Source organism: Pseudoalteromonas sp. MMG005, assembly GCF_018101015.1.
GTDB classification, from domain to species: Bacteria; Pseudomonadota; Gammaproteobacteria; order Enterobacterales; family Alteromonadaceae; genus Pseudoalteromonas; species Pseudoalteromonas aurantia.
Genome location: NZ_JAGJEK010000004.1, coordinates 158,108 through 179,160, shown reverse-complemented (window position 1 = coordinate 179,160; position 21,053 = coordinate 158,108). Strand labels below are relative to the sequence as shown.

Annotated in this window: 16 protein-coding genes; 11 read left to right on the top strand and 5 right to left on the bottom strand. The window is 42.0% G+C overall.

The window, feature by feature from the left end; translation table 11 throughout:
• Positions 1 to 50 precede the first annotated feature (50 nt).
• From J8M01_RS05015 to J8M01_RS05005, 3 genes are all read left to right on the top strand, one after another.
• On the top strand, positions 51 to 1,742 hold the full coding sequence (locus J8M01_RS05015) for a methyl-accepting chemotaxis protein (protein ID WP_211057214.1): 1,692 nt from the start codon (positions 51 to 53) through the stop codon (positions 1,740 to 1,742).
• A gap of 445 nt (positions 1,743 to 2,187) precedes the next feature.
• Positions 2,188 to 2,424, top strand: coding sequence for a hypothetical protein (locus tag J8M01_RS05010; protein ID WP_211057213.1), 237 nt, complete (start codon positions 2,188 to 2,190; stop codon positions 2,422 to 2,424).
• Positions 2,425 to 2,427: 3 nt separating this feature from the next.
• Positions 2,428 to 2,946: a transporter substrate-binding domain-containing protein gene (locus J8M01_RS05005; RefSeq protein ID WP_282100507.1), complete on the top strand. Its 519-nt coding sequence runs from the start codon at positions 2,428 to 2,430 to the stop codon at positions 2,944 to 2,946.
• Between the two features lie 40 nt (positions 2,947 to 2,986).
• On the opposite strand, the gene J8M01_RS05000 is transcribed toward J8M01_RS05005, so the two are convergent.
• The 3 genes from J8M01_RS05000 to J8M01_RS04990 all read right to left on the bottom strand — a co-directional run bounded on the left by J8M01_RS05000 (position 2,987) and on the right by J8M01_RS04990 (position 5,389).
• Positions 2,987 to 3,391 carry a YbaN family protein gene (locus tag J8M01_RS05000; protein ID WP_211057211.1) on the bottom strand — a complete coding sequence of 135 codons (405 nt, stop codon included), beginning with the start codon at positions 3,389 to 3,391 and terminating at the stop codon, positions 2,987 to 2,989.
• A gap of 67 nt (positions 3,392 to 3,458) precedes the next feature.
• Entirely contained in the window at positions 3,459 to 3,998 is a 540-nt protein-coding gene (locus tag J8M01_RS04995; protein ID WP_211057210.1) for a carboxymuconolactone decarboxylase family protein, read from the bottom strand.
• 161 nt (positions 3,999 to 4,159) lie between these two features.
• Complete coding sequence (locus tag J8M01_RS04990; protein WP_211057209.1) at positions 4,160 to 5,389, bottom strand: porin; 1,230 nt, start codon at positions 5,387 to 5,389, stop codon at positions 4,160 to 4,162.
• Between the two features lie 385 nt (positions 5,390 to 5,774).
• Between J8M01_RS04990 and J8M01_RS04985 the strand changes: the two genes are divergently transcribed.
• The 4 genes from J8M01_RS04985 (at position 5,775) to J8M01_RS04970 (ending at position 10,293) form a co-directional block, all read left to right on the top strand.
• The gene (locus J8M01_RS04985) at positions 5,775 to 6,626 is read left to right on the top strand and encodes a D-hexose-6-phosphate mutarotase (protein WP_211057208.1); all 852 of its coding nucleotides are present in this window, start codon (positions 5,775 to 5,777) and stop codon (positions 6,624 to 6,626) included.
• Between the two features lie 464 nt (positions 6,627 to 7,090).
• Complete coding sequence (locus J8M01_RS04980) at positions 7,091 to 7,336, top strand: hypothetical protein (RefSeq protein WP_192509095.1); 246 nt, start codon at positions 7,091 to 7,093, stop codon at positions 7,334 to 7,336.
• Between the two features lie 92 nt (positions 7,337 to 7,428).
• Positions 7,429 to 9,804 (top strand): hypothetical protein, encoded by a 2,376-nt coding sequence (locus J8M01_RS04975; RefSeq protein ID WP_211057207.1) that lies wholly within the window; start codon positions 7,429 to 7,431, stop codon positions 9,802 to 9,804.
• Between the two features lie 123 nt (positions 9,805 to 9,927).
• On the top strand, positions 9,928 to 10,293 hold the full coding sequence (locus J8M01_RS04970) for a hypothetical protein (RefSeq protein ID WP_211057206.1): 366 nt from the start codon (positions 9,928 to 9,930) through the stop codon (positions 10,291 to 10,293).
• 79 nt (positions 10,294 to 10,372) lie between these two features.
• On the opposite strand, the gene J8M01_RS04965 is transcribed toward J8M01_RS04970, so the two are convergent.
• Both J8M01_RS04965 and J8M01_RS04960 read right to left on the bottom strand, forming a co-directional pair.
• Entirely contained in the window at positions 10,373 to 12,145 is a 1,773-nt protein-coding gene (locus J8M01_RS04965) for a PKD domain-containing protein (RefSeq protein ID WP_211057205.1), read from the bottom strand.
• A gap of 101 nt (positions 12,146 to 12,246) precedes the next feature.
• Positions 12,247 to 13,404, bottom strand: a complete 1,158-nt coding sequence (locus J8M01_RS04960; RefSeq protein WP_211057204.1) for a hypothetical protein — start codon at positions 13,402 to 13,404, stop codon at positions 12,247 to 12,249.
• Between the two features lie 279 nt (positions 13,405 to 13,683).
• Between J8M01_RS04960 and J8M01_RS04955 the strand changes: the two genes are divergently transcribed.
• From J8M01_RS04955 to J8M01_RS04940, 4 genes are all read left to right on the top strand, one after another.
• A complete protein-coding gene (locus J8M01_RS04955; RefSeq protein ID WP_211057203.1) occupies positions 13,684 to 14,844 on the top strand; it encodes an efflux RND transporter periplasmic adaptor subunit in 1,161 nt (386 codons plus the stop codon).
• A 16-nt stretch (positions 14,845 to 14,860) separates the two neighbouring features.
• Positions 14,861 to 18,004: an efflux RND transporter permease subunit gene (locus J8M01_RS04950; protein WP_211057202.1), complete on the top strand. Its 3,144-nt coding sequence runs from the start codon at positions 14,861 to 14,863 to the stop codon at positions 18,002 to 18,004.
• A gap of 144 nt (positions 18,005 to 18,148) precedes the next feature.
• The gene (locus J8M01_RS04945) at positions 18,149 to 18,688 is read left to right on the top strand and encodes a hypothetical protein (RefSeq protein WP_192509089.1); all 540 of its coding nucleotides are present in this window, start codon (positions 18,149 to 18,151) and stop codon (positions 18,686 to 18,688) included.
• 87 nt (positions 18,689 to 18,775) lie between these two features.
• Positions 18,776 to 20,830, top strand: coding sequence for a S9 family peptidase (locus J8M01_RS04940; protein WP_348772715.1), 2,055 nt, complete (start codon positions 18,776 to 18,778; stop codon positions 20,828 to 20,830).
• Positions 20,831 to 21,053: the final 223 nt, after the last annotated feature.

Below are 21,053 nucleotides of genomic sequence, written 5' to 3'. Positions count from 1 at the left end.
TTGAGTAACTACACTGTTAACCATAAGTGTAAATATAGGTCGCGTAGTGTATGAAAAGATTGAATATTGGCACCCGAATATATGCAATGGGTATTGCGCAATTGGGGTTATTGTTAATTGTAAGCGTATTGTCGCTTGTGCAGATGGCCAAAATAGGCAATGAGTTGGTAGATATTGCTGAAAAAGATATTCCACTTACCCGATTTTTAACACAATTAACAGAACTCCAATTAGAGCAAGCAATTTTGTTTGAACGGGTACTTTTGTATAAAGCACTGATAGATCAAGGCGAGAGCAGCTTTACACAACCGCTAAACCAGCTGACAGGAAGTCTTTCTAAGTTAAATACTAAAATAGAGAAAGAACTTAATCATGTTATTGATTTTTCTAGAGAAGCATCTAGCACGGCAAAGTTGGAGGTTGCAAAAGTCAAACTTCGTAAGGTTAATCAACAATTGTTGGATGTTAAGTCACAATACACTGCTGTTAATGATAGCATGATGCAGGTTTTGGCTGATTTACAGACAACACCTGTTGTGAGGTTAATGGGTACAGTGTTGGAGATAGAACATAAAAGTGATGATATCCTCTTGCAGCTTGTTACACAATTAAATGATATTCAACAGTTTACACAAGACGCCTCTTTACAAGCTGAGCACGACGAACAAGCAGCTATTTTGTGGATTGGCATAACATCAATCGTTGCGGCGATATTTGCATTGGGTATTTCATTTACTGTAGGTCGTTCTATAACGCGGCCGATTGATGCGCTTATTGAACGATTAAAATCAGTGGCTAGTGGCAATGGCGATTTAACGGTGCAATTGGATGAGTCGGCTGGAGATGAAACTGGCGTTATGGCCAAAGAATTCAATAAGTTTATTGGTAATTTACGTAGTATTATAGCGAGTACCAATAATATTGTGAGAAGTTTGGGTGAGTCGTCTGAATTAGCCACACAAGTTGTTGGCCAGACGAAGCAAAATGTATTAGATCAAAAAAGCCAAACTGAAATGGTGGCCGCTGCTGTGTATCAAATGAGTACCACCACACAAGACGTGTCGAAAAGTACAGCAAATGCTGCGGAAGCGACACAAAATGTACGTAATAAGGTGGCGTCGAGTAAAGTCATTGCAACAGAAACCAATGATATTATTGAAAACTTGGTGGGTGAAATGAACGAAGCATCGGCAGATATTACCTCTTTAGTTGAGGAGACTAATAATATCAGCACGGTGCTCGAGTCAATACAAAGCATTTCTGAACAAACGAACTTACTTGCCCTTAACGCAGCCATTGAAGCGGCAAGGGCGGGTGAAACAGGGCGTGGTTTTGCGGTGGTTGCTGATGAAGTACGTACTTTGGCAAGCCGCACACAAGGCTCAACGGCTGATATTCAAGATTTGCTGTCACGGTTGAAAACAGAAGCCAATAAAGTGGTTGTGAGTATGGCTAAAGGAACAGAAAGCGCCAGTGCTTGTTTAGGTAAAAGCCGAGAGACACGCAGTACACTGGATGAAGCGGCGCAATCGATTGATTTAATTAATGATTTGAATACCCAAATAGCCACCGCAGCCGAACAGCAGTCTGTGGTAGCAGGAGATATTGATAAAAGCGTAAATAACATTAATGACTTAGCAACTGAAACGGCGCAAGGCGCCAGTGAAACATCTGAAGCCAATCAAAACATAGCTAAAAGAGTGGTGGACTTACATGCTAATTTTGATCAATTTGTAACCTAGCCTGCGGCACGCGCTAAGACGCTATTGAGTCTCCTCAATAGCGTCTATACCTTTCCTTTACTTTAAAATCTATATCGCGAAAACTTCACCATAACCGATCTTTAGTGAGGCTTTTATGGTTTGAGGTATTCAGCATTAATAGACCATATTGCGCAAATATAATTAACCTCAGCTCTGGATAAGCGAATTTGCCCAATAAAGCTATTTTTCTCGCTCTCGGTGTTGCTTTCATTTGTAATAGCCCGCTATTACTGCATAAAAGCACCTTGATATTGACCAAAATATCATCATTGGATTGTACATAAGTTTGTTTACAAAATATTTCCTATTCCAAAACCCTTATCCAAACCTGATGTTAATTAGTTTACTTATTGTGTACAAGCGATGCTATAGTGTTGATATAAAATAATAATAACGTAAATAGATGAAGGGCATGCCAAGGGTTATGAATCACCAAGCTTTTAAACTCGTTATATTTTTAGTACTGCTTGGTTGGCATTACGCTGCGTTTGCTTGTCAACACAAGGTGCGTATTGGTATTAATGAAGGTTGGCCACCTTATGTGATTAAACAGCCTGATAAATTTATTGGGGTGGATGTTGATATTATTAAAAACATATTGAATGCAGCCAATTATTGCGTGTCATTTGTCGAACTTCCTTCTTCAAGTCGCGCATTTTAGCAGTTGAGAAAAGGCACTATCGATATGCTTTTTGCTGCCAGCTATACCAAGCAACGTGCTGACTTTGCAACATTTACAGAGGCGTATCGTGAAGAGGTGATGCGGTTGTATGCACATCGAAATAGTGACGTGGTAAAGGCAACGATAGAGCATATTTTGATAAATAAAGGGACCATAGGGATAAATCTTGGCAGTTTTTATGGCGCGTCATTCTCCCAGCTGGTGGCGCGTTTTCCAGCGCAAATCGCAGAATTACCACTGGCAAAGCAACGTTTTGATTTATTAAATAAACAGCGGTTAGACTATGTGGTTGAAGATGAGCTGTCTGGGCGTTATTTTTTAAAGCAAAGGCATTATGTGCACTTGTTTGAAACCGCTCAGGTCGTGCATCGCAACCCAGTGTATTTTATGTTTCGACAAGGCTATGTTAGTTCACAGCAGTTGCAGGTAATTAATCAAGCAATAAACGCGAACAAAGAAATTACGCAGGACTTATTGTCTCAGTATCAGCAGTATTTATAAACTCAGCTTGGCTGTGATTGACCGTATGTTACGGTGATGGCTAAGCTGGCCCCGATAAAGGTGGGTATGATGGCTTACGCAAGATGTAGGCTAACACCGCAAGCTCAGTGACCGCAACAATGACTAAAACCCACACGGGTGGTTGATTTAATAATAAGATCAAGAACCCAAGACTCATACCAATTCCCGCCCCCCACTTCCCTTTGGGTGGTACAACCCGATACTTTTGCCATTGTTGCAAGCTATAGCCAAATTTAGGGTGATTAAGCAACCAGTTTGCAAAACGGGGTGAAGAGCGGGTAAAACACGCAAGGGCAAGAATAAAGAAAATGGTGGTGGGCATGACTGGGAGCACAATGCCAATAAACCCAAGTGCAACAAACACAATACCTGTTAAATGCAGCCAAAAGCACCTATTGAAAATACCATTTATCTTTTTCTGCATGCCTATGACCCTGTAAATCATCTCCTTTAAGCTTATCACAGGGTCAATGAAATGCGAGGTATTGCGCTTAGATAAAGGCTTCAAATGGTTTATCTACAGGAGTTTTAGCTAAATGGTTGACATAATTACTCATGATTTTTTGCGCAAGGCCTAAAAGAATATCGAGCAAATGTTGCTGTGTATAACCAGCGTCGAAAAATTGCTGTTGTTCATTGTCAGATAAAATACCCCGATTTCTGACCAGCTGTAATACCGTGGTACGAAGTGTTTCAAGCCGTTCGTTAGGCAGTGCAGTGTGATCTCTGAGTGCTTGGTTGAGTGTGTCATCTACACCCATTGATTTGGCGATGGCTGAATGCGCTGGTACGCAATAATGACAATTATGTTCAACATTAATGGTTTGCCATACAACCGTTTTTTCATCACTGGTAAACGCGGATTGTAGAAATAGTGTGTGTAATGTTTGATAGGCTTGTAAGTGAGGCGCTGATTCAGCCATGACACCGTGTAAATTTGGGATCATCCCAAATGTATTTATAGAGTCTTGTAGCAGTGATTTACTGTCTTGTGGTGCGCTGTCTAACGTATGAATATCGAATTGAACCATGGGGGTATCCCTTTTTATTGAGTAAGATTTAAGGTTAAACTTATTTGAATGATCGCTCAAATAAGGTTTGGCTATAAAGTGTGTATAAATTGTCTAGTTAATTATGAAAGTTTTCTACGCGGAATAGGGTCGCACCACTAAGCAGATAGACCCGTACAGAATTAGAAATAGTAGCCAATATTGATGTTAAAGCGACGCTCCGTGTCATTGCTATCACCTGCAATGGAGCCGCCTACAAAGGGTTGATTTTTGGCATGCACTAAATCAAAGTAAGTAAATAGCCCACCAGCAGCAACCGATACGCCGGTGACATTCATCCAGGTGTCAGCACTGGCATCCGATTTGTCATAAATAATGCCGAAGTCATTGTAAAATTGTAATCCGGTGACCGCACCCCACTTGACGGGCATGCTATATGCGAGGTTGGCACTGGATGTGGTGGCTTGCGCTGCAATGCTATCGTAAAACGCATACGCGCCCACAGCCATTCGATCAAACCCTTCAATATCGTGGTCATATTCGCCATGTTGTAGCTGAATGTTCCATGGCCCTATATTGCTATTCACATGCAATGCCCAAGCCAAACTATCACCAACTCGATCATTGCCATCGTGTAACCCACCAAATTGGCTTGAAAACCCGATTTCGGTCGTCCCACCGGAGTGCTGAATATGGTATCCATAGCGTGCGGCAAAGGTATTATATTCGCCAATCGGGTGCGTAGGATTGTCGTAAATACCATCACTACTTTGACGATAACCGACGACATCATAAGAGTAACGATCAGCGCGATCACTCACATATCCATCAATACCACCGAGTTCATCATTTTTGAAAAAACCTAAATCTAACTGCCAGTTGTCACTGAGTTTACGCTTAAATAACACGCCTAAGTCATGATCGTCTTCTAAGCCGATATAGTAATTTGTACTGAAGAAGTAGTTGTGCGAATTGTAGGGCCAATTACCAAACGGTACTTTGGTAATACCGGTTTGAACTTGCCAATGTTCGGCGAAGTCGTAGCCAACGTAGGCGTATTTTACCGCAGTCATATAATCGAAAAAGCGGATCTCAGCATTGAGTGAAACGTCGCCAATATCACCAGAGAAATTGATACGGAATAAATCGAAATCAAAATCTCCGCCGCGATTTTTATTACCATCGCTATACGAAGTATGGCTGTAATTCGTTCGCACAGCACCGCCTACTTTGATACCAGATGACTCTGATGGCGCCGCTTTTTTCGCTTTTTTTGCGTCGTCTTCAATTTTTTGTATTTGCTGTTGTAACTTGGCAAGCTGCTGTTTAAGTTGTGCTAACTCATCTGTGCTGGCAGATACTGGATATGACAATACGCTGATTGCCAATGCAAGAGCGGTAAATTTTAACATGAATAGGCTTCATATGATGTTGTCAAAAAGAGTAGTAATAGGGTAGACCATATCGTGTTCTAATCCCAATTAACTGATAAAAATATCTGATAATTAAGTATATTATTAATATCTTAGCCTTATTTTATTAACGTTATAAATATTGCAATAAAACGCACGCGTGGAGACGGTACAGCAGTGTGTGACGCACAATCTAATATGATTTGGAGTGTCATTTGTAATGGTAGAAAATGATGATAAGCCCAGCAGAGAAATGATTTTGATACGCAATGAATTGGTTGTGGTGTGTATGAAGATGCTTCATATTGACGGTTATTTATTTACTCAGGATAGGTAAATTGGGTAACCTAGATAATGTTTTTTAAACACGATAATAAGGTGAAGTATGGATCTTTCTGCATCAGTGTCTATTCAGCGTACAGATAGCGGGCTTGAGTATATACAGGTTGATAGTGCGTTATGTCGAGGGAAGGTATTTTTACAAGGCGCACAGTTAACAGAGTTTACCCCGAAAGGCCAAGGCAATTTGATTTGGGTTTCAGCTGACGAAGATTACATTGAAGGTAAAGCCGTACGTGGGGGGATCCCGATTTGTTGGCCATGGTTTGGCGTGCACAGTGATCCACAATGGCCTATTCATGGGGTGGCACGTAAACTCATATGGCGCGCTGAGGAAGTCATTGAGCATGATACCCATGTGGAAGTTCGTTTATCTTTGCCTATGACATTGGTCGATGACACTTACTGGCCGCATCAGTCTAAATTAGAGGTAACATTTTTGTTTGGCCAAAGTATTGAGGTGCGCTTAACCAATACCAATCTAGGCCAAAACGCGTTTACATTGACGCAAGCCTTACATACGTATTTTCCAACTCCGTCTATTAATGAAACGTCTGTTGACGGCCTACAAGGTGCTCAATATATTGAGTTTGGTCAGGGGCCGTTCTTACAAGAGGAGGTGGTACATTTCGCGCGAGAAACAGATATGGTGTATACCCAAGCGCCTGTTACACAAATGATTAATACACCAGATGGGCGTATTGAAGTGAGCAGAGAAAACTCTCAGTCGTGTGTTTTATGGAACCCCTGGGTTGAAAAGTCGCAGCGTTTAAGTAACTTTAAAGATGATGAATACTTATCGATGCTCTGTTTGGAAGCGGCAAACGTAATGGATGATGCTATTGTGGTTAATCCTGGAGAAAGCCACACCTTAGCTACCCGTATTCGCTGGGCTTAAGCGGCCTAATTTTTTGCTATTGCACCACCGGCGGTGATAATACCTTTAAGGTGCGATAGCGCGCCCATCTTGATAAATGGGTACCGTGATAGTCTCTACAACTTACCGTTTTTTTGGTAAAGCTGACACATAATATCCCTCCTCATGGTTGTACCCCACGTGTACTGAGGCCTACTTGTGCGACATAATTTACAAGGCTCACAAAAAGTAGGCGTATAATCATCATGTAGACTACACATAAATGTGAGTTAACAGTCATATGTTTTTTGTACGCTCACGCAGGTGCTTTAGCTTCTAGAAAAATCGTTTTTTGCTTCTTTCATTGTAAATCGTGAAGTGCTTACAGAGCATATAATTCAGATCAGTTATATAGGAAGTGTGAACAGCATATTTAAAATTAAGTTACGATATTTATTTGATAATAATTATCATTAGCATATAATGTATGTTAACAGGAGGTGAATATGTTAGTGATACTGTGTCTGTTGGCATTATTATTAGTGATTGCTGTACTGATCAACGTTAAAGCAAGTAATACAATCAGTCGTTATTTACATCGACTTGGTGTGTGGAGTGCCGCATCTTTGGTGGCAGCAGCAATGTATTACGCAGGATTAAGTGCATCGCTGGCGATATGTGTTCTTGTTGTGTCTGCTGGTATTTTAAGCTTATTTGTTTCTTTGGCAAACCCAACGGTACACCCGAGTTAGTAATATGTTTTTACACTTACCTTTGAGTGTTTAGATTAAATAATTGCCATTATTTGCGATACTCACTATAAGATGATTATTTTGAGTTGATTATGCTGCGATTATTACTCTGGATCAGTGTTTGCGGTCTCTCTTTTTCGGGTTGGGCGACGCCTGAATGGTCAACGTTACGTACCGCCCATTTTAATGTGCACTTTACTGATGGTCACGATGCATGGGCGCAATCAGCTGCGCAAGAATTAGAGCAAGTTCGGCAGTTTATTTTAACGCAACAAAATCGCAGTTTACCCGCAACTGCAGATGTGGTTGTATTTGATCCTATCCATGGCGCAAACGGGTTTGCGTTGCCCAGTACAGATTCGCCATTGATGGCACTGTTTACCACGCCACCGCAATCAGACACGGTTATTTCTAATAGTCGAGGGTGGCAACAACTACTTATTCTTCATGAATATGTGCATTTGGTCCACTTATCTCAGCCCTCACGTAACCGATGGCGACAACGTATTCGTAATAGCTGGGATCTCTATGATTTGAATGAAGCAACAATGCCACGCTGGGTAGCAGAAGGGTATGCAACATTATTAGAATCAAAGATGACAGGACGTGGGCGCCTCTACGATAACTTTAGCGAAGCAATATTAACTCGGTTTGCTCAGCAAGGAGCATTGCCAACTTATCGCCAACTCAATGGTGCAGACGAGCGGTATTTATCTAACACCATGGCATATTTGTTGGGGGGAAGGTTTCTTGCTTGGCTCGAAAAAAACTATTCAGAGCAAACACTTGATGCTGTCTGGGTGAGAATGCAAGCGGTAAAAAAACGGCGTTTTCAAGACGCATTTACGGGCGTGTTTGGGCAGCCAGCCGAACGGCTTTATCAGCGCTTTATTGCAGAATATACGTATCACAGTATGCAGCAAGAACGTGCTGAGCCGCAGTTGGATGACACAGTATGGATGAAAGCAGATTTCAGTGCACATAGCCCTGCATTGTCGCCAAATAAATCACTACTTGCGTTGGTTGAACGCAATGCTCAAGGCGCTGTGTATTTGAATGTCTATGCAAATGAAGACAATGCCCAGGCGGCCAAAGAATTTGCCAGTGAGCAGCAGCAAGTATTAGCACGCGATGAGCAGGATATTGTTGATAAAGCGCCAGAGGTATTTCATCGCGAGCGACAATACCAATTGCCATCACGAAACCACGAAAGCATTCGTTACCCACAGTGGTTGGATGATAGCACCTTATTGTTTGTGTCTGGGGTGAAAGAGCACGTCAATGATCATCATGTCAGTGGTGAGCTGTTTCGCTGGTCCTTAAACAGCAATACACTCACTCAACTGACGATTGGCGCAAGTATTCGTCGATTTACGGTGGGTAAAAAAAGTAAGTATATATATGCAGAGCAAGCTCGCTATGGATATTCTGATTTAGTATCGATACACCTTTCACCACAGCATATCACCCCACTCACAGAGCATCAGTTGGGGGAAGTGTATGATTTTCCAATTTTAAGCCACAGTGAACATGCCCTAGCTTATTTAAAAACGGGTTTGAATCGCCATTGGCAATTGATTGTTCGACGCATTGACAATGGCATTGAATATGAAGTGCCAATGCCGGCAGGCTATCAATATGTGGCACATCCGCAATGGCATCCAGATGATGGCAGCATTGTCTTTATAGCGGGTGTTGATGGTGACATAGATATGTACAGTTATGAATTTGAAACAGAAAAACTAACAAAGATCACCAAAGGCCAGCAGGTGGTTGGTTATCCCACTTTTTTAGATGATGATACGCTGTTATTTCTATCGATGAATGCACAGGGCGTTGAGTTGCGTGTTATTTCGATACATGTAGGTCATGAGCTGCAGGCGGTTAACATAAAGAGGGGCCTTAAAAGCTCGCGAATGGACACTACACAGAAACATACTCGATATTTACCTGAAGCCCAAATATACGAGCCCGTTCACCCTAAATTGCCTTATGATATTTGGCAGCAGTCAAGCTCCTTAGCACTTGGAGTTCAGTACAATAGCGCATCAAGTTCGCTCATTCACGTGGGAGTTAAAGGCTCTGATTTCTTAGAGCAATTAAGTTGGCAAGTGGGCCTAGTGCAAGACACAACAGCAACCAAGTTATCAGGGTATTTTGCGGATATTCACTATGAAGATAAGGGAGTGAAGTGGCAGGGGAAAGTATTTGATGTTGCACATCGCCCTCACAATGAGGGTGGAAGTGAGCTTGTTCACGAGCAACAAAGGGAAGGAGGCTTCGTGCAACTTTCAAACACATTGACGTATTCAAGATGGGCGTTTAAGGGTCAATTAGCTGCACATATCAGTGATTTGGAGCGTCAATATGTAGACCAGCGCGCGCGTTGGTTGCGCGTTGGTGCGGCTTATCGTTGGTCTGATGACCAGCAAGATTTTGCGCTTGCGAATGCCATGTCGTGGCATTAGTATGAAGGCGAAATAGGGGAGCATGTATGGCAGGGATATGATGTTGCAGCGCATATCTCTGGAAAGGTTGCTCATATTCCTTGGTATATACAAACCAACCAAATGTTGCGCCAAGGTAGTAGCTTGCAATTAGGGGGATTTGTTACACCTATTTTGGATAACAACATTGCGGCGAATCAAGTGTTCATACCAGAATTGGCGTTGTCTAGTAGGCAAGGAAATCACTATCAGCAGTTTGGTGCAGGAGTAAGTTGGCGCGTGAATAAACCATGGTTATATTATCATCAACACCACCTAGATAATGAGGTTTTAGGTAACAGTTATGGTTTTCAATTCACTACGTTTATCGAAAAAAGCAGTTGGTTAGGAAGGTTTGCTCCTGCAGGTGTGAGTGATTTACGTATTGATTTTGGCTTGGGTCGGGTATCCGGTAGGCTTCTGGAAAATGAAAATAGAGTGTGGCTTGGTGTTTGGTACGATCAAAAGTAATGTATGAGCTCTTGAATATATGAGGGCGGCTTGCTTAACAAGCCGCCCTCCGTCTAACTAGGAGATAGAAAGATGTTGATTATTGAGTGTAGTCAGCTTTTAGAGATACACCGCTAAATGTTCTATAAGCTCGGATCATGACGTGATATCGACCAGCTCCTTCATTGACTGTACATGTTTCGCTATTCCCACTTCGATATGGGCGACATGTCCAATTAGACGTGGTCGGCTTCTGGTCTTTTTTCACATATAAATCAGCATCACCAGTGCCACCATATAGGTTAAATTTAATATTAGTTGCGCCGGCTGGTACATCAAAATAGAAGAACTCTTCAGAGCGGTTGCTGCCTCGCAAGTCTGACTTAGCGACGCCATTTTGTAACTGAGCAGGGTCTGTACCATCATTGACTGAGACTGTTTTACTGGTTGTTGCTGTCGCACCACTAGAGTCGGTTACCGTTAATGATACAGTGTAATCACCAGCTGCTGTAAAGCTATGACTGGTGTTTGCACCAAACCCATTGCTGCTGTTATCACCGAATTGCCACTCGTATTGGCTAAGCGAGCCATTTGGTGAGGTTGATGCAGTACCATCAAAGTTACAATTTAGTGCTGAACAGTCTGCAGAGAAGCTCGCAGTTGGTAATGGATCCGTCGAGCCATTGTCACCGTCAGGTACACCGTTAAAGTGTGAAGAAACTTGAGGCCAAATACGGCTAATTTTAGCCCCTTTGTTGGTGCACCCACCTAAATGATGCAGGGCAATTACTTTATTGGTTGCTGCCGCTAATACTGGCGAGCCAGAAGAGCCGCCAATGGTATCACAGTAATAGCCTAAATCAGTGCCAGTACCGCGGCCATTCGCATTAGCTTGATTCACTTGGCATAGGTTGTTGTTATCTTGATCAGATTCAATCGATAGCTCTTTGGGGTTACCTGAACCATGTTGAGGAATATAGATACGCTCACCTTGCGTTGCGTCACGTACATCTAACCCAAAGTAACCAAATGGTGCTGCTTTAGCAAAGTCATTAATTGAAAAGAGTGTGTAGTCTAATGTGTAGTCGGTTGCAAAGAAATCTTTACCCGTTACTTTAACAACCGTTTCTCTGGTTGATCCATTACAGCTGGTGTTTTGATAGTTAAACCAAACCTCTGTAGAGGCCAGCTCTGCTGCAGTTTCAACGCAGTGATTATTGGTAAACATGCGGTTATCAGCGCCCACACGCCAACCAGTACACAAGCTACGGCCACCAATAACGAGTCGGGCAACAGGACGACTGCGTTCAAATTCAACAGGGTGAGACTCAGCCCAACATTGCACGTCTTTACGTTCATTGATACCACAAGTTGATTGAGTATCGACGTCGGTGCCGTTTAAAATACTGATGCCGTTTTCTTTACCATAGTAATAATGATCAATGACTGGAGTGACGTTACTCGATCCCGCTGTGTATTCTACGACAACAGCATCACTCGATACCGACATGGTAGAAAATGAGGTTGTACCATTGTCACCTAATTTGGCGTCGAGTGTGGCTTTTTTCATATCAGAGATGGTGTATTCGTAACGCTCACTGCCATCGAGGTTTCTAACGACCAACTTACCTCCACCACTTAGGTCGAGGTTTTTAAAGTGTAATTTTATATAGCTGGCATCGGGATGTGTTATGGTTTGTTTAAACGATCCTGCTTTGGTTGTCAGGACAATGTTTGTTTCTTCTTTTGCACCGATCACCGCTTCGCTGGTTTTACTGGTATATTTTAGCATTTGCGCTTCTGTAAGCGGCGCTTGTGCCATTGTAGTTAACGATACTGAACCAATTAATGGTAGTAAATAACGCACTTTCATTTTAATTTCCTTACATGTAGTTGTCGTTTGTATAAAAATCGAACACAACCAACATAGTTAGAAATTTGTTAACTGTAAAGTGTTTTTTGTTAACTTTAGCGTTACCTTTCGGAGAGTAATTGTTCTAATGAGCTTAATTTAGCTTGATATATTCCAGCTTTTTTCTGGTCTTCTGCTTTGAGTAATGCTTCAGATAAAAATTGTTGGGAGGTACTGAGGTTGTTTTTTTGGTAATGAAGTTTGGCAAGTTCAAAATAAGGTTCTGGCAAATATGGAAACTCCTGTACCAGTTCAGAAAGTAATTTTTCTGCTCGGGTATAATGCTGATTCATGTAGGCTTTTCTAGCAATATTGATGATATCAAAAGGGGTTTTTGCTGAGGCTTCACTCATGGCTTCTAGTTTTTTGACCAATATCATATCGTTGAGCTCTGCTGCTAGATAGGTATAACTCGATAAGAGGTTACTGCTGATCAGGCTGTGTTTAATAGCATACTCAAAGAGTGTTTTTGCCGTGTCTGTATCGCCTGCCCTACGGTGTAATATGGCAGCGAGGTTGATCAACTCGGGGTCTGTGTTTCTATGTTTAAATGCTTGTTTTAAATAAGAGTAGCTATTATCAAACTGTTCATTTAGTAACTCATTGGTTGCGAGGTTTGCGTAAAACTTTGCTGTCAGATCATCCACTGTTGCAGTACTGACAAAGTAAATATCTTGTGCAGGAAAGTAATCGATAACAGTACCGGGGCGTATTGCACTGATCCATCCTTCGGGATTGTCATCTGGTGCAAAGAGTTTTGTTTTGAAATGGTTTGAGACAAGTAAGGTGCGTTCTGTTTTTGTGTAGACTGGAATGGATGCCACTTCCCTGAAGCTTGTTTCAACATCAATTAAGTTGGCATATGCCTGCGTCAATATAGCAAGACTAATACAGTTTCCTTCATCTTGTACCAATGTTTGCGCTGCAGATAATGTCGCCCCATCGTAAGTAAACTCATTAAGTTTAGTATTTAGATAGCTCGCAATGATTCTATCTTCTCTTACCCCTTTTGTTAGCGCATCTTGATAATACGCATGAAACTGAACTTGCTCAGCGGTTGGCAATAAGAAAATGTCTGCTTCTGGAATCACGGCTTGTTCGTTGAATAGACTGTGATTGAATAATGAGCTTGGCTCTTGAGGCTCTATTGATGAAGGGAGTTCGGTTGATGTACATCCGATTAATGATGCTAATAGTATGATAATAAAGACTTGTTTCATCTCGTATCTCAAGAAATAAAACCTTAATTTACCGTCTTTCAATTTATCGTACAAGGTGTAATCGGATCTTAATGTAGGCTCGTAATATACATATCACTGGCTTTATGACGTGTGGCAGTGAGGAGATTACGCCTCTATGTATACGAATAGGGTATTAGAAGTAATGGTTTTGTTATAAAAAACGCCTGATGTCGCAACAGAATCTTACAAATGTCACGTTCATTGCGGTACTAATCTTGATAGTATAGCTGTAGGAAATTATTACAGGATAATTTAGTCATGCAAACGAAAACATTAAAATGGATCTTGCCTTTCGTGGCGTTAACAATTGGTGTAGCCGGTTCTAAGGGGATTAATGCGCTAGCAGCAGAGCCAGATGCAAAAGCGCACGTAGACAGTCGGCCGATAGTCGAAATTGAAACGGTGTCAGCATTAGATCATCAGGTTGTGATAAACAGTTATGGTGAAGTTAAGCCATTTGAGTCGACTCAACTGTCAGTACAGGTATCTGGAGAAGTGATCGAATGGCACTCGAGTTTTGTCTCTGGTGGCATTGTGGCACGTGGAGATGTCTTGATGCGTATAGAAAAAGATAATTATGAGGCGGCAGTATTACAAGCTGAAGCAGAGTTATCGCGCGCTCAAGCATCACTTATCGAAGAAAGAGCATTGGCGGATGTTGCAGCTGATGAAGCGAAGCGCTTTCCAAACCGTAAACACACCGACTTGTTTTTGCGTAAACCACAAGTACTGAGTGCGAAGGCGGGTGTAAAATCAGCAAAAGCGGCGTTAAAAAGAGCACAGCGAGACTTAGATAATTGTGAAGTGAAAGCGCCTTATGATGCGTTAGTCATTTCTCGAGATGTGGGTGTGGGCCAATTTGTTAGCACAGGATCACCAGTTGCGACGTTAAATAATGTTGAATTTGCAGAGATAGTTATTCCAATAGCAGGGTTTGATAGTGCATTTTTACCAGAAAGAGTGACTGGAATTGCAGCCACAATTAAGCAAAGTGGACTCAATGGTTTTACGCGTCATGCGTCGATTCATCGTGATTTAGGAGTCGTAGACAGTGATACGCGTATGGTTAATCTCGTTGTGCGTGTTGAAGATCCTTATGGGTTAGAAACGCGTCAACCTGAAGTTAGATTTGGATCGTATGTGCAAGTCAGCTTTGGTGGTAAAACACTGAATAAAATTTACCGATTACCGCAAGATTTGGTCAATAACCAAACAGTGTGGCTGCTAAATGCGGACAATGAGTTAGAGCCAAGAGAAGTTAAGGTTATCAGAGAAGAGGGAGCCTATTTTTATGTGAGTGCAGGTCTGAACGACAATGAGAAAATTGTGATGACAGTGCCTGAATACCCACAAAAAGGTATGGCAGTAAAAGTAGCTGGTGCAGATTCATCGCAGCATGACACAGCTGAAAAACTTTAAAAGGTAGGTGTGCACTGTGAGTACTCATGAACAGCAAAAGCAAACAGGGCTAATTGCCTACTTTGCAAATAACTCCGTAGCCGCGAATTTGTTAATGTGGTTTATCATCCTTGTTGGTTTTTTTACTTATTCAACGATCCAACGACAAATGTTCCCTAATGTTGAGCTGAATTACATCACGGTAACAGCAAATTATCCTGGTGCATCTCCACAAGAGATTGAAGAAAGTATTCTGATCAAGTTGGAAGAGTCTTTACAGGATGTAACTGAAGTTGAAGAAGCAGTTTACCGGGCTTCGAGAGGTACTGGTAGTGCGAGACTGAAGGTGGATGCGAATGCTGAATTAACCGATGTCCTGGATAAGGTGAAGCTTAGAGTTGATAGTATCGCGACATTTCCAGCTGCGATGGAACCTTTGACGGTCAGTCAGTCTGAATTTCGTCAAGATGTGGTGGGGATGACAGTGGCCGCTGATTTGCCACTTACGCAACTGAAGCCTATTGCAAAACAAATAGAAGATGAATTACTTCTGTTGGGTAATGTTTCTTTGGTGTCGGTTGATGTGCCATTAGATGAAATTGCGATAGAAATTAAGCCTGATATGTTACGTCAATACAATTTAACGATTGAAGATGTGGCGAGTACCATCCGCAATTACTCTGCCAATATTTCAGCAGGTGAACTCAGAACAAGCGCTGGTGTTATCTCTGTGAGAGTGGAAAACCAATCTTACAATGGCGATGAGTTTCGTCAACTTCCTGTCAAAGTAGGGGCCAGTGGTGCGCGAGTTTTGCTAAAAGATGTGGCAACAATAAAAGACGAATTTACCGAAGGTGAACGTTACTTTAAGTTAAACGGTAAAAATGCAGTTTATATTCAAGTTAAAGCAACGACTGAGCAGAACATGGTACCGGTGGCTAATTCCGTTAAAGCCTATATCGAACTTAAAAATACCGAACTGCCCGCAGGTGTTGAGATTAAACCATTGGTTGATATGACCTATTACCTAAATGGTCGATTGAGCATGATGAAAACCAACTTGCTGCAAGGGATGTTTTTAGTTGCATTGATGCTGTTTTTGTTTTTACGCTTTAAGTTGGCGATGTGGGTCACCATTGGTATTCCGGTGTGTTTTTTAGGCGCAATGATGATGATGCCTGTATTAGGGATCACTGTAAATGTAACCTCTTTATTTGCCTTTATCATGGTGCTGGGAATCGTGGTTGATGATGCAATCGTCATTGGCGAAAGTGCGTATACTGAAGTTGAAAAGAAAGGCCCTGGCGTTGAAAACGTAATAAGGGGTGCAAAGCGCGTGGCAACACCTGCAACGTTTGGTGTACTGACGACTATGGCTGTGTTTGCCCCTTTGATGTTTTCTACCGGTCCAGATAGTGCGAATTTTATTTCCATTGCGGGTGTCGTATTGTTATGTCTAGTGTTCAGTTTGGTTGAGTCGAAACTGATTTTGCCAGCACACATTGCGCAAATTAAGTTTAAACCGCTGGCAGAAAAAAGTTGGCGTAATGGATTTAATCGTCGTTTCTTTGGTTTTGTAAATGGGCCATATAAACGCTTTGTGACAACGTGTGTAGAATGGCGTTGGACGGTACTTTTCTCATTCATTGGTGTGTTTGCTATCAGTCTCGCTTTATTGAGCAGTGGTGCCGTTCGCACATTATTTTTACCGAAGATCCCACATGATTTTCCAGCAATAAAAATTACCATGAATGACAATGTCTCTGATGAACAAACGATTAGCGCTATCAAACAATTGGAACAGCTTGTACTCACTGTAGACAAACAAGTTGAGCAAGAGTTTGGTGTGGCAATGGTCAAAAATGTCATGGTATTCAATAGCGACCGCACACATGGTCAAGTGATGGCACCGTTAGTGGATGAAGAGTTACGCCCGTTTAATACCTTTGAACTGACACGCCGTTGGCGAGAACAAATGCCAGAAATTCCTGGGGTTAAATCAATTCAAGTTGAGGATGAAGTCATTAACCTCGGTGGTGGCGGTGACTTTGGTTACTTGTTATATGGCTCGGATATAGATACGCTCAATGCGGCTGGTCGACAGTTGATCACCCTGCTGCAGCAAGAAAAAGGGTTGTTTGATATTAGTTCATCTATCGACCCTGCCAGTAAAGAAGTTCAGCTTATCCTTAAGCCAGTTGCTTATGATCTAGGGTTAACATTACGAGATGTGGGTAACCAAGTTGGCGCTAGTTATTATGGTGGCGAAGCGCAACGTGTTATTCGTAATGGGGAAGAGGTACGTGTCATGGTACGTTATCCAAAATTGACACGAGAAGCATATTCTTCATTGAAGCATACACTGATCACTACCTCGACGGGTAAAGAAGTCATGCTCGGTGACGTGGTTGAGTTAGTTGAGAAGCCAGGGATCAGCCAAATACGCCGAGAAGAGGGTTATCGCACAGTCTATGTATATGGCAATATCGATGAAGAAGCAATTGAACCCACAGCCGTGACCACCCGAATTGACGATGTGATCTTACCAGAGCTACTTGCTAATTTTCCAACCGTTAAAACGAAGCTAAGTGGTGCAATTGAAGAGCAACAAGCACAAGCAAATGAACAAGCCATTTTCTTTGTGATGGGGATGCTGTTAGTTTACATTTTATTGGCGATACCATTAAAAAGTTATGCCCAGCCGCTCATTGTCATGTCGGTGATCCCGTTTAGCTTAGTGGGCGCGCTATGGGGGCATTTATTCTTTGGTTTAGAATTGAGTATGATGTCGGCTTACGGCATCATTGCTGCCGCCGGCGTTGTTATTAATGACTCCCTAGTAATGACGGACTTTGTTAACCAAGTACGCAAACAAGGCATGGCATTAAAAGAAGCGGTTATTGAAGCTGGTTGTGCGCGTTTTCGAGCGATAACACTCACATCAATTACCACCTTCATGGGTGTATTACCCATCATGTTTGAAACAAGTTTGCAGGCAATGTTCGTGATCCCTATGGCGGTCTCTCTAGGGTTTGCAGTGCTATTTGCTACCCTGATCACGTTACTATTGGTACCGTGCTTATATATCATTTTGACCGATATACAGCAGGTGTTTAGTAAGGCTGCGGAGTTTGTTTTAAAGCTCGTGCGTTTTGTAAAAATGCGTTTTTCACCTGCTTAATTAAGTAGAGCGACCAAAAAGCCAGCTTCACGCTGGTTTTTTGGTCTTAAAGGATTGCTATTTTTTTTAAACTAGCCGAAAAGTTGTATTTATTGTGCTCGACGCTATACTTGCGCGCAATTGAATAGTGAAAGAGTAAAGTATGTGAGTCAACATCAAGACTTGGAGTGTTGGAAAGAAATTGGTGTTCTAGCTCGATTTCGACAACTACATATGGGTGATGTTGTTTCTGTGAGGTTTTACACTTCAACTGGAGAAGTAAAGGCGTTGTGTGTTCAATTGGTCATTGGCTACCACAGTCAATGCGCGGCTCATGCTTGGAGCAGTGAACTTGCGAATACGATAAATGTTCATGTGCCACTTGTGAGAGTGAATCAAATAAATACACAAGGGCGAGGAAAACTGCCAGTAATGGCCCATACAGACAGTGGCATCATAGCGTGTAAGGTCGAGTTTAAGTGTAAAGTACAGCCAAAAAAGCCAGCTCATTCAATACCTGCCTACGACTATATTTTTCCAAAAGAGCAGCAAACATATCAACAAGGTACCCGTGTTTGGCATGAGAAATCTCAGCGTTGTTATCGTTGTAAGCCATGGCCTTTTACGGAGTATTGCCGTAATGGCGCGGCGCAATTTGAACCCAATGAAGGCGCATTGTGGCAAGTTGCGTGGGAAGCCATCTAGATAAAAATAGACACACAAAAATCAGCACTGGCTAGATGAATTGACTATGATAGACTGAGTAAAATATCAATAAGTTAGGAACAATCTGTGGCCGACATCAACTCTGCTTTAACAGCGAAAAAAATCCCCCATAGTATGACACATCATGGACACCAGCGTATCGATAATTACTATTGGATGCGAGATGACCAGCGAAAGAATGACGAGATCTTGAATCACCTGCATGTGGAAAATGAACACGTGGCAGCGGCATTGGCACCGCATAAAAGTTTGCAAACGTCATTATTCGAGGAGATGAAAGCACGCATCGTCAAAGATGATAGTTCCGTCCCTGTCAAAGATGGTACTTATTGGTATGTCAGTGATGTGAGTGGGGATAATGAATATGCATGTCACTACCGGGCGAAAGATGAGCACCTTAACGAAAAAACATTGTTACTCGATGTCAATGAATTAGCGCGAGAGCATGAATATTATGATGTTGGCGATTTGGCTGTTAGCCCAAATGATCAGTTACTTGCATACAGTGAAGACTTAGATGGTCGCCGTATTTATACCTTTAGATTTAAAGATATAGCATCGGGGGAGTATTTACATGATGTGTTAGCCAACACCGAAGGCGAATTAGTCTGGGGCAATGACAATAAAACGGTTTTTTATGTCAGGAAAGATGAACAAACATTACTCGGTACTCAAGTATATAGGCATATATTAGGCACACCACAAAGTGACGATGTGTTGGTTTATGAAGAACATGATCATCAGTTTTATATGGGACTTGGCAAAAGCCGTGATGAAAGCCAAATCTATATTTATTTGTCAGCAACTGAAACAAGTGATTTGCTGGTGTTAGATGCAGCTCGTCCAGAAGGGAAATTTGAGCGCTTAATACCGAGGACTATGGGCCATGAATATGGCTTGGATAAGCTGGGCGACACGTATTATATATTATCCAATAATAATGCGATTAATTTCCGTTTATTAACGGCTTCGCAGCAGAACATAGCGCAAGTGCAGCAATGGCAAGAGGTGGTAGCACATAGAGCAGATGTGTTGCTTGAAGGCTTAGAGTTGTTTGACAGCCACTTTGTTGTGACGGAAAGAGAGATGGGGCAAATACGCTTTGTTGTTCATGATTATCAAGGGGGGAGCTATCAGCTTACTTTCAATGATGCGTGTTATTATGCAGGAGTTGGTCAAAACCCAGAGCCAGGCGCAACAACCGTCCGCATTTATTATTCAAGCCTAACGACCCCAAGTTCGGTGTATGATTGTGATTTGGTCAGTGGTAATAAAGTGCTGCGTAAACAACAAGAAGTACTTGGTGAATTTAACAGCGATGACTATGGTTGTGAACGTGTTTTTGTGACGTCTCGAGATGGAGTAAATATACCGGTTTCTTTGGTATATAAAAAAGCGAGCTTTAAAAAAGATGGCACAAACCCTCTGCTGCAATATGGCTACGGGGCGTATGGAATTACCATTGACCCTACTTTTTCTAGTACCACACTGAGTTTGTTGGATCGCGGCTTTGTATACGCAATTGCACATATTCGTGGTTCAGAAATGCTAGGACGCACCTGGTATGAAAATGGTAAAAAAGCGTTTAAAGAAAATAGTTTTAATGATTTTGTGGATGTAACGCGTTCACTCACACAGCAAGGTTATGGTGATTCAAATAAAGTGTTTGCATCAGGTGGCAGTGCTGGTGGCTTATTGATGGGAGCGGTAGCGAACCAAGCGCCAGAGTTATATCTAGGCATTGGGTGTCACGTGCCATTTTTGGACGTACTCACCACCATGTTAGATGAGACCATACCGCTTACAACCAACGAATATGATGAATGGGGCAACCCCAATAACGCGCCCGATTACCACAGTATTTTAGCATATTCTCCGTATGATAATATCGAAGCAAAAGACTATCCAAATATACTTGTGACGACCGGACTGCATGATTCTCAAGTGCAATACTGGGAACCGATGAAGTGGGTTGCTAAATTACGAGAGTACAAAACAGATAATAATTTGCTTTTGTTTAAAACAGATATGGATGCAGGTCATGGTGGTGCGTCAGGTCGTTTTAAGAGTCTTCATGAAAAGGCCCTTGAAATGGCATTTTTCATAAGCTTACTTGACTAGGGGCTGTTGAACTTTCAGGTTCATTTTTGCAGCAGTTTGATTGGATTTTATACAAGGCAGAGGCTGCGTAGCATGGTTATTCCATGTGAGTCAGCTGATAACATAGTAGAAAAGCCAATCAAGCGCTGCCTACCGGTTCTTTTGAGCCCCCCTTTCTCTTTGTTGCTTAATATTCGCTTAGATTACTAGGCCACACATTAAGCGCCGCGATAAAAGCATGCTC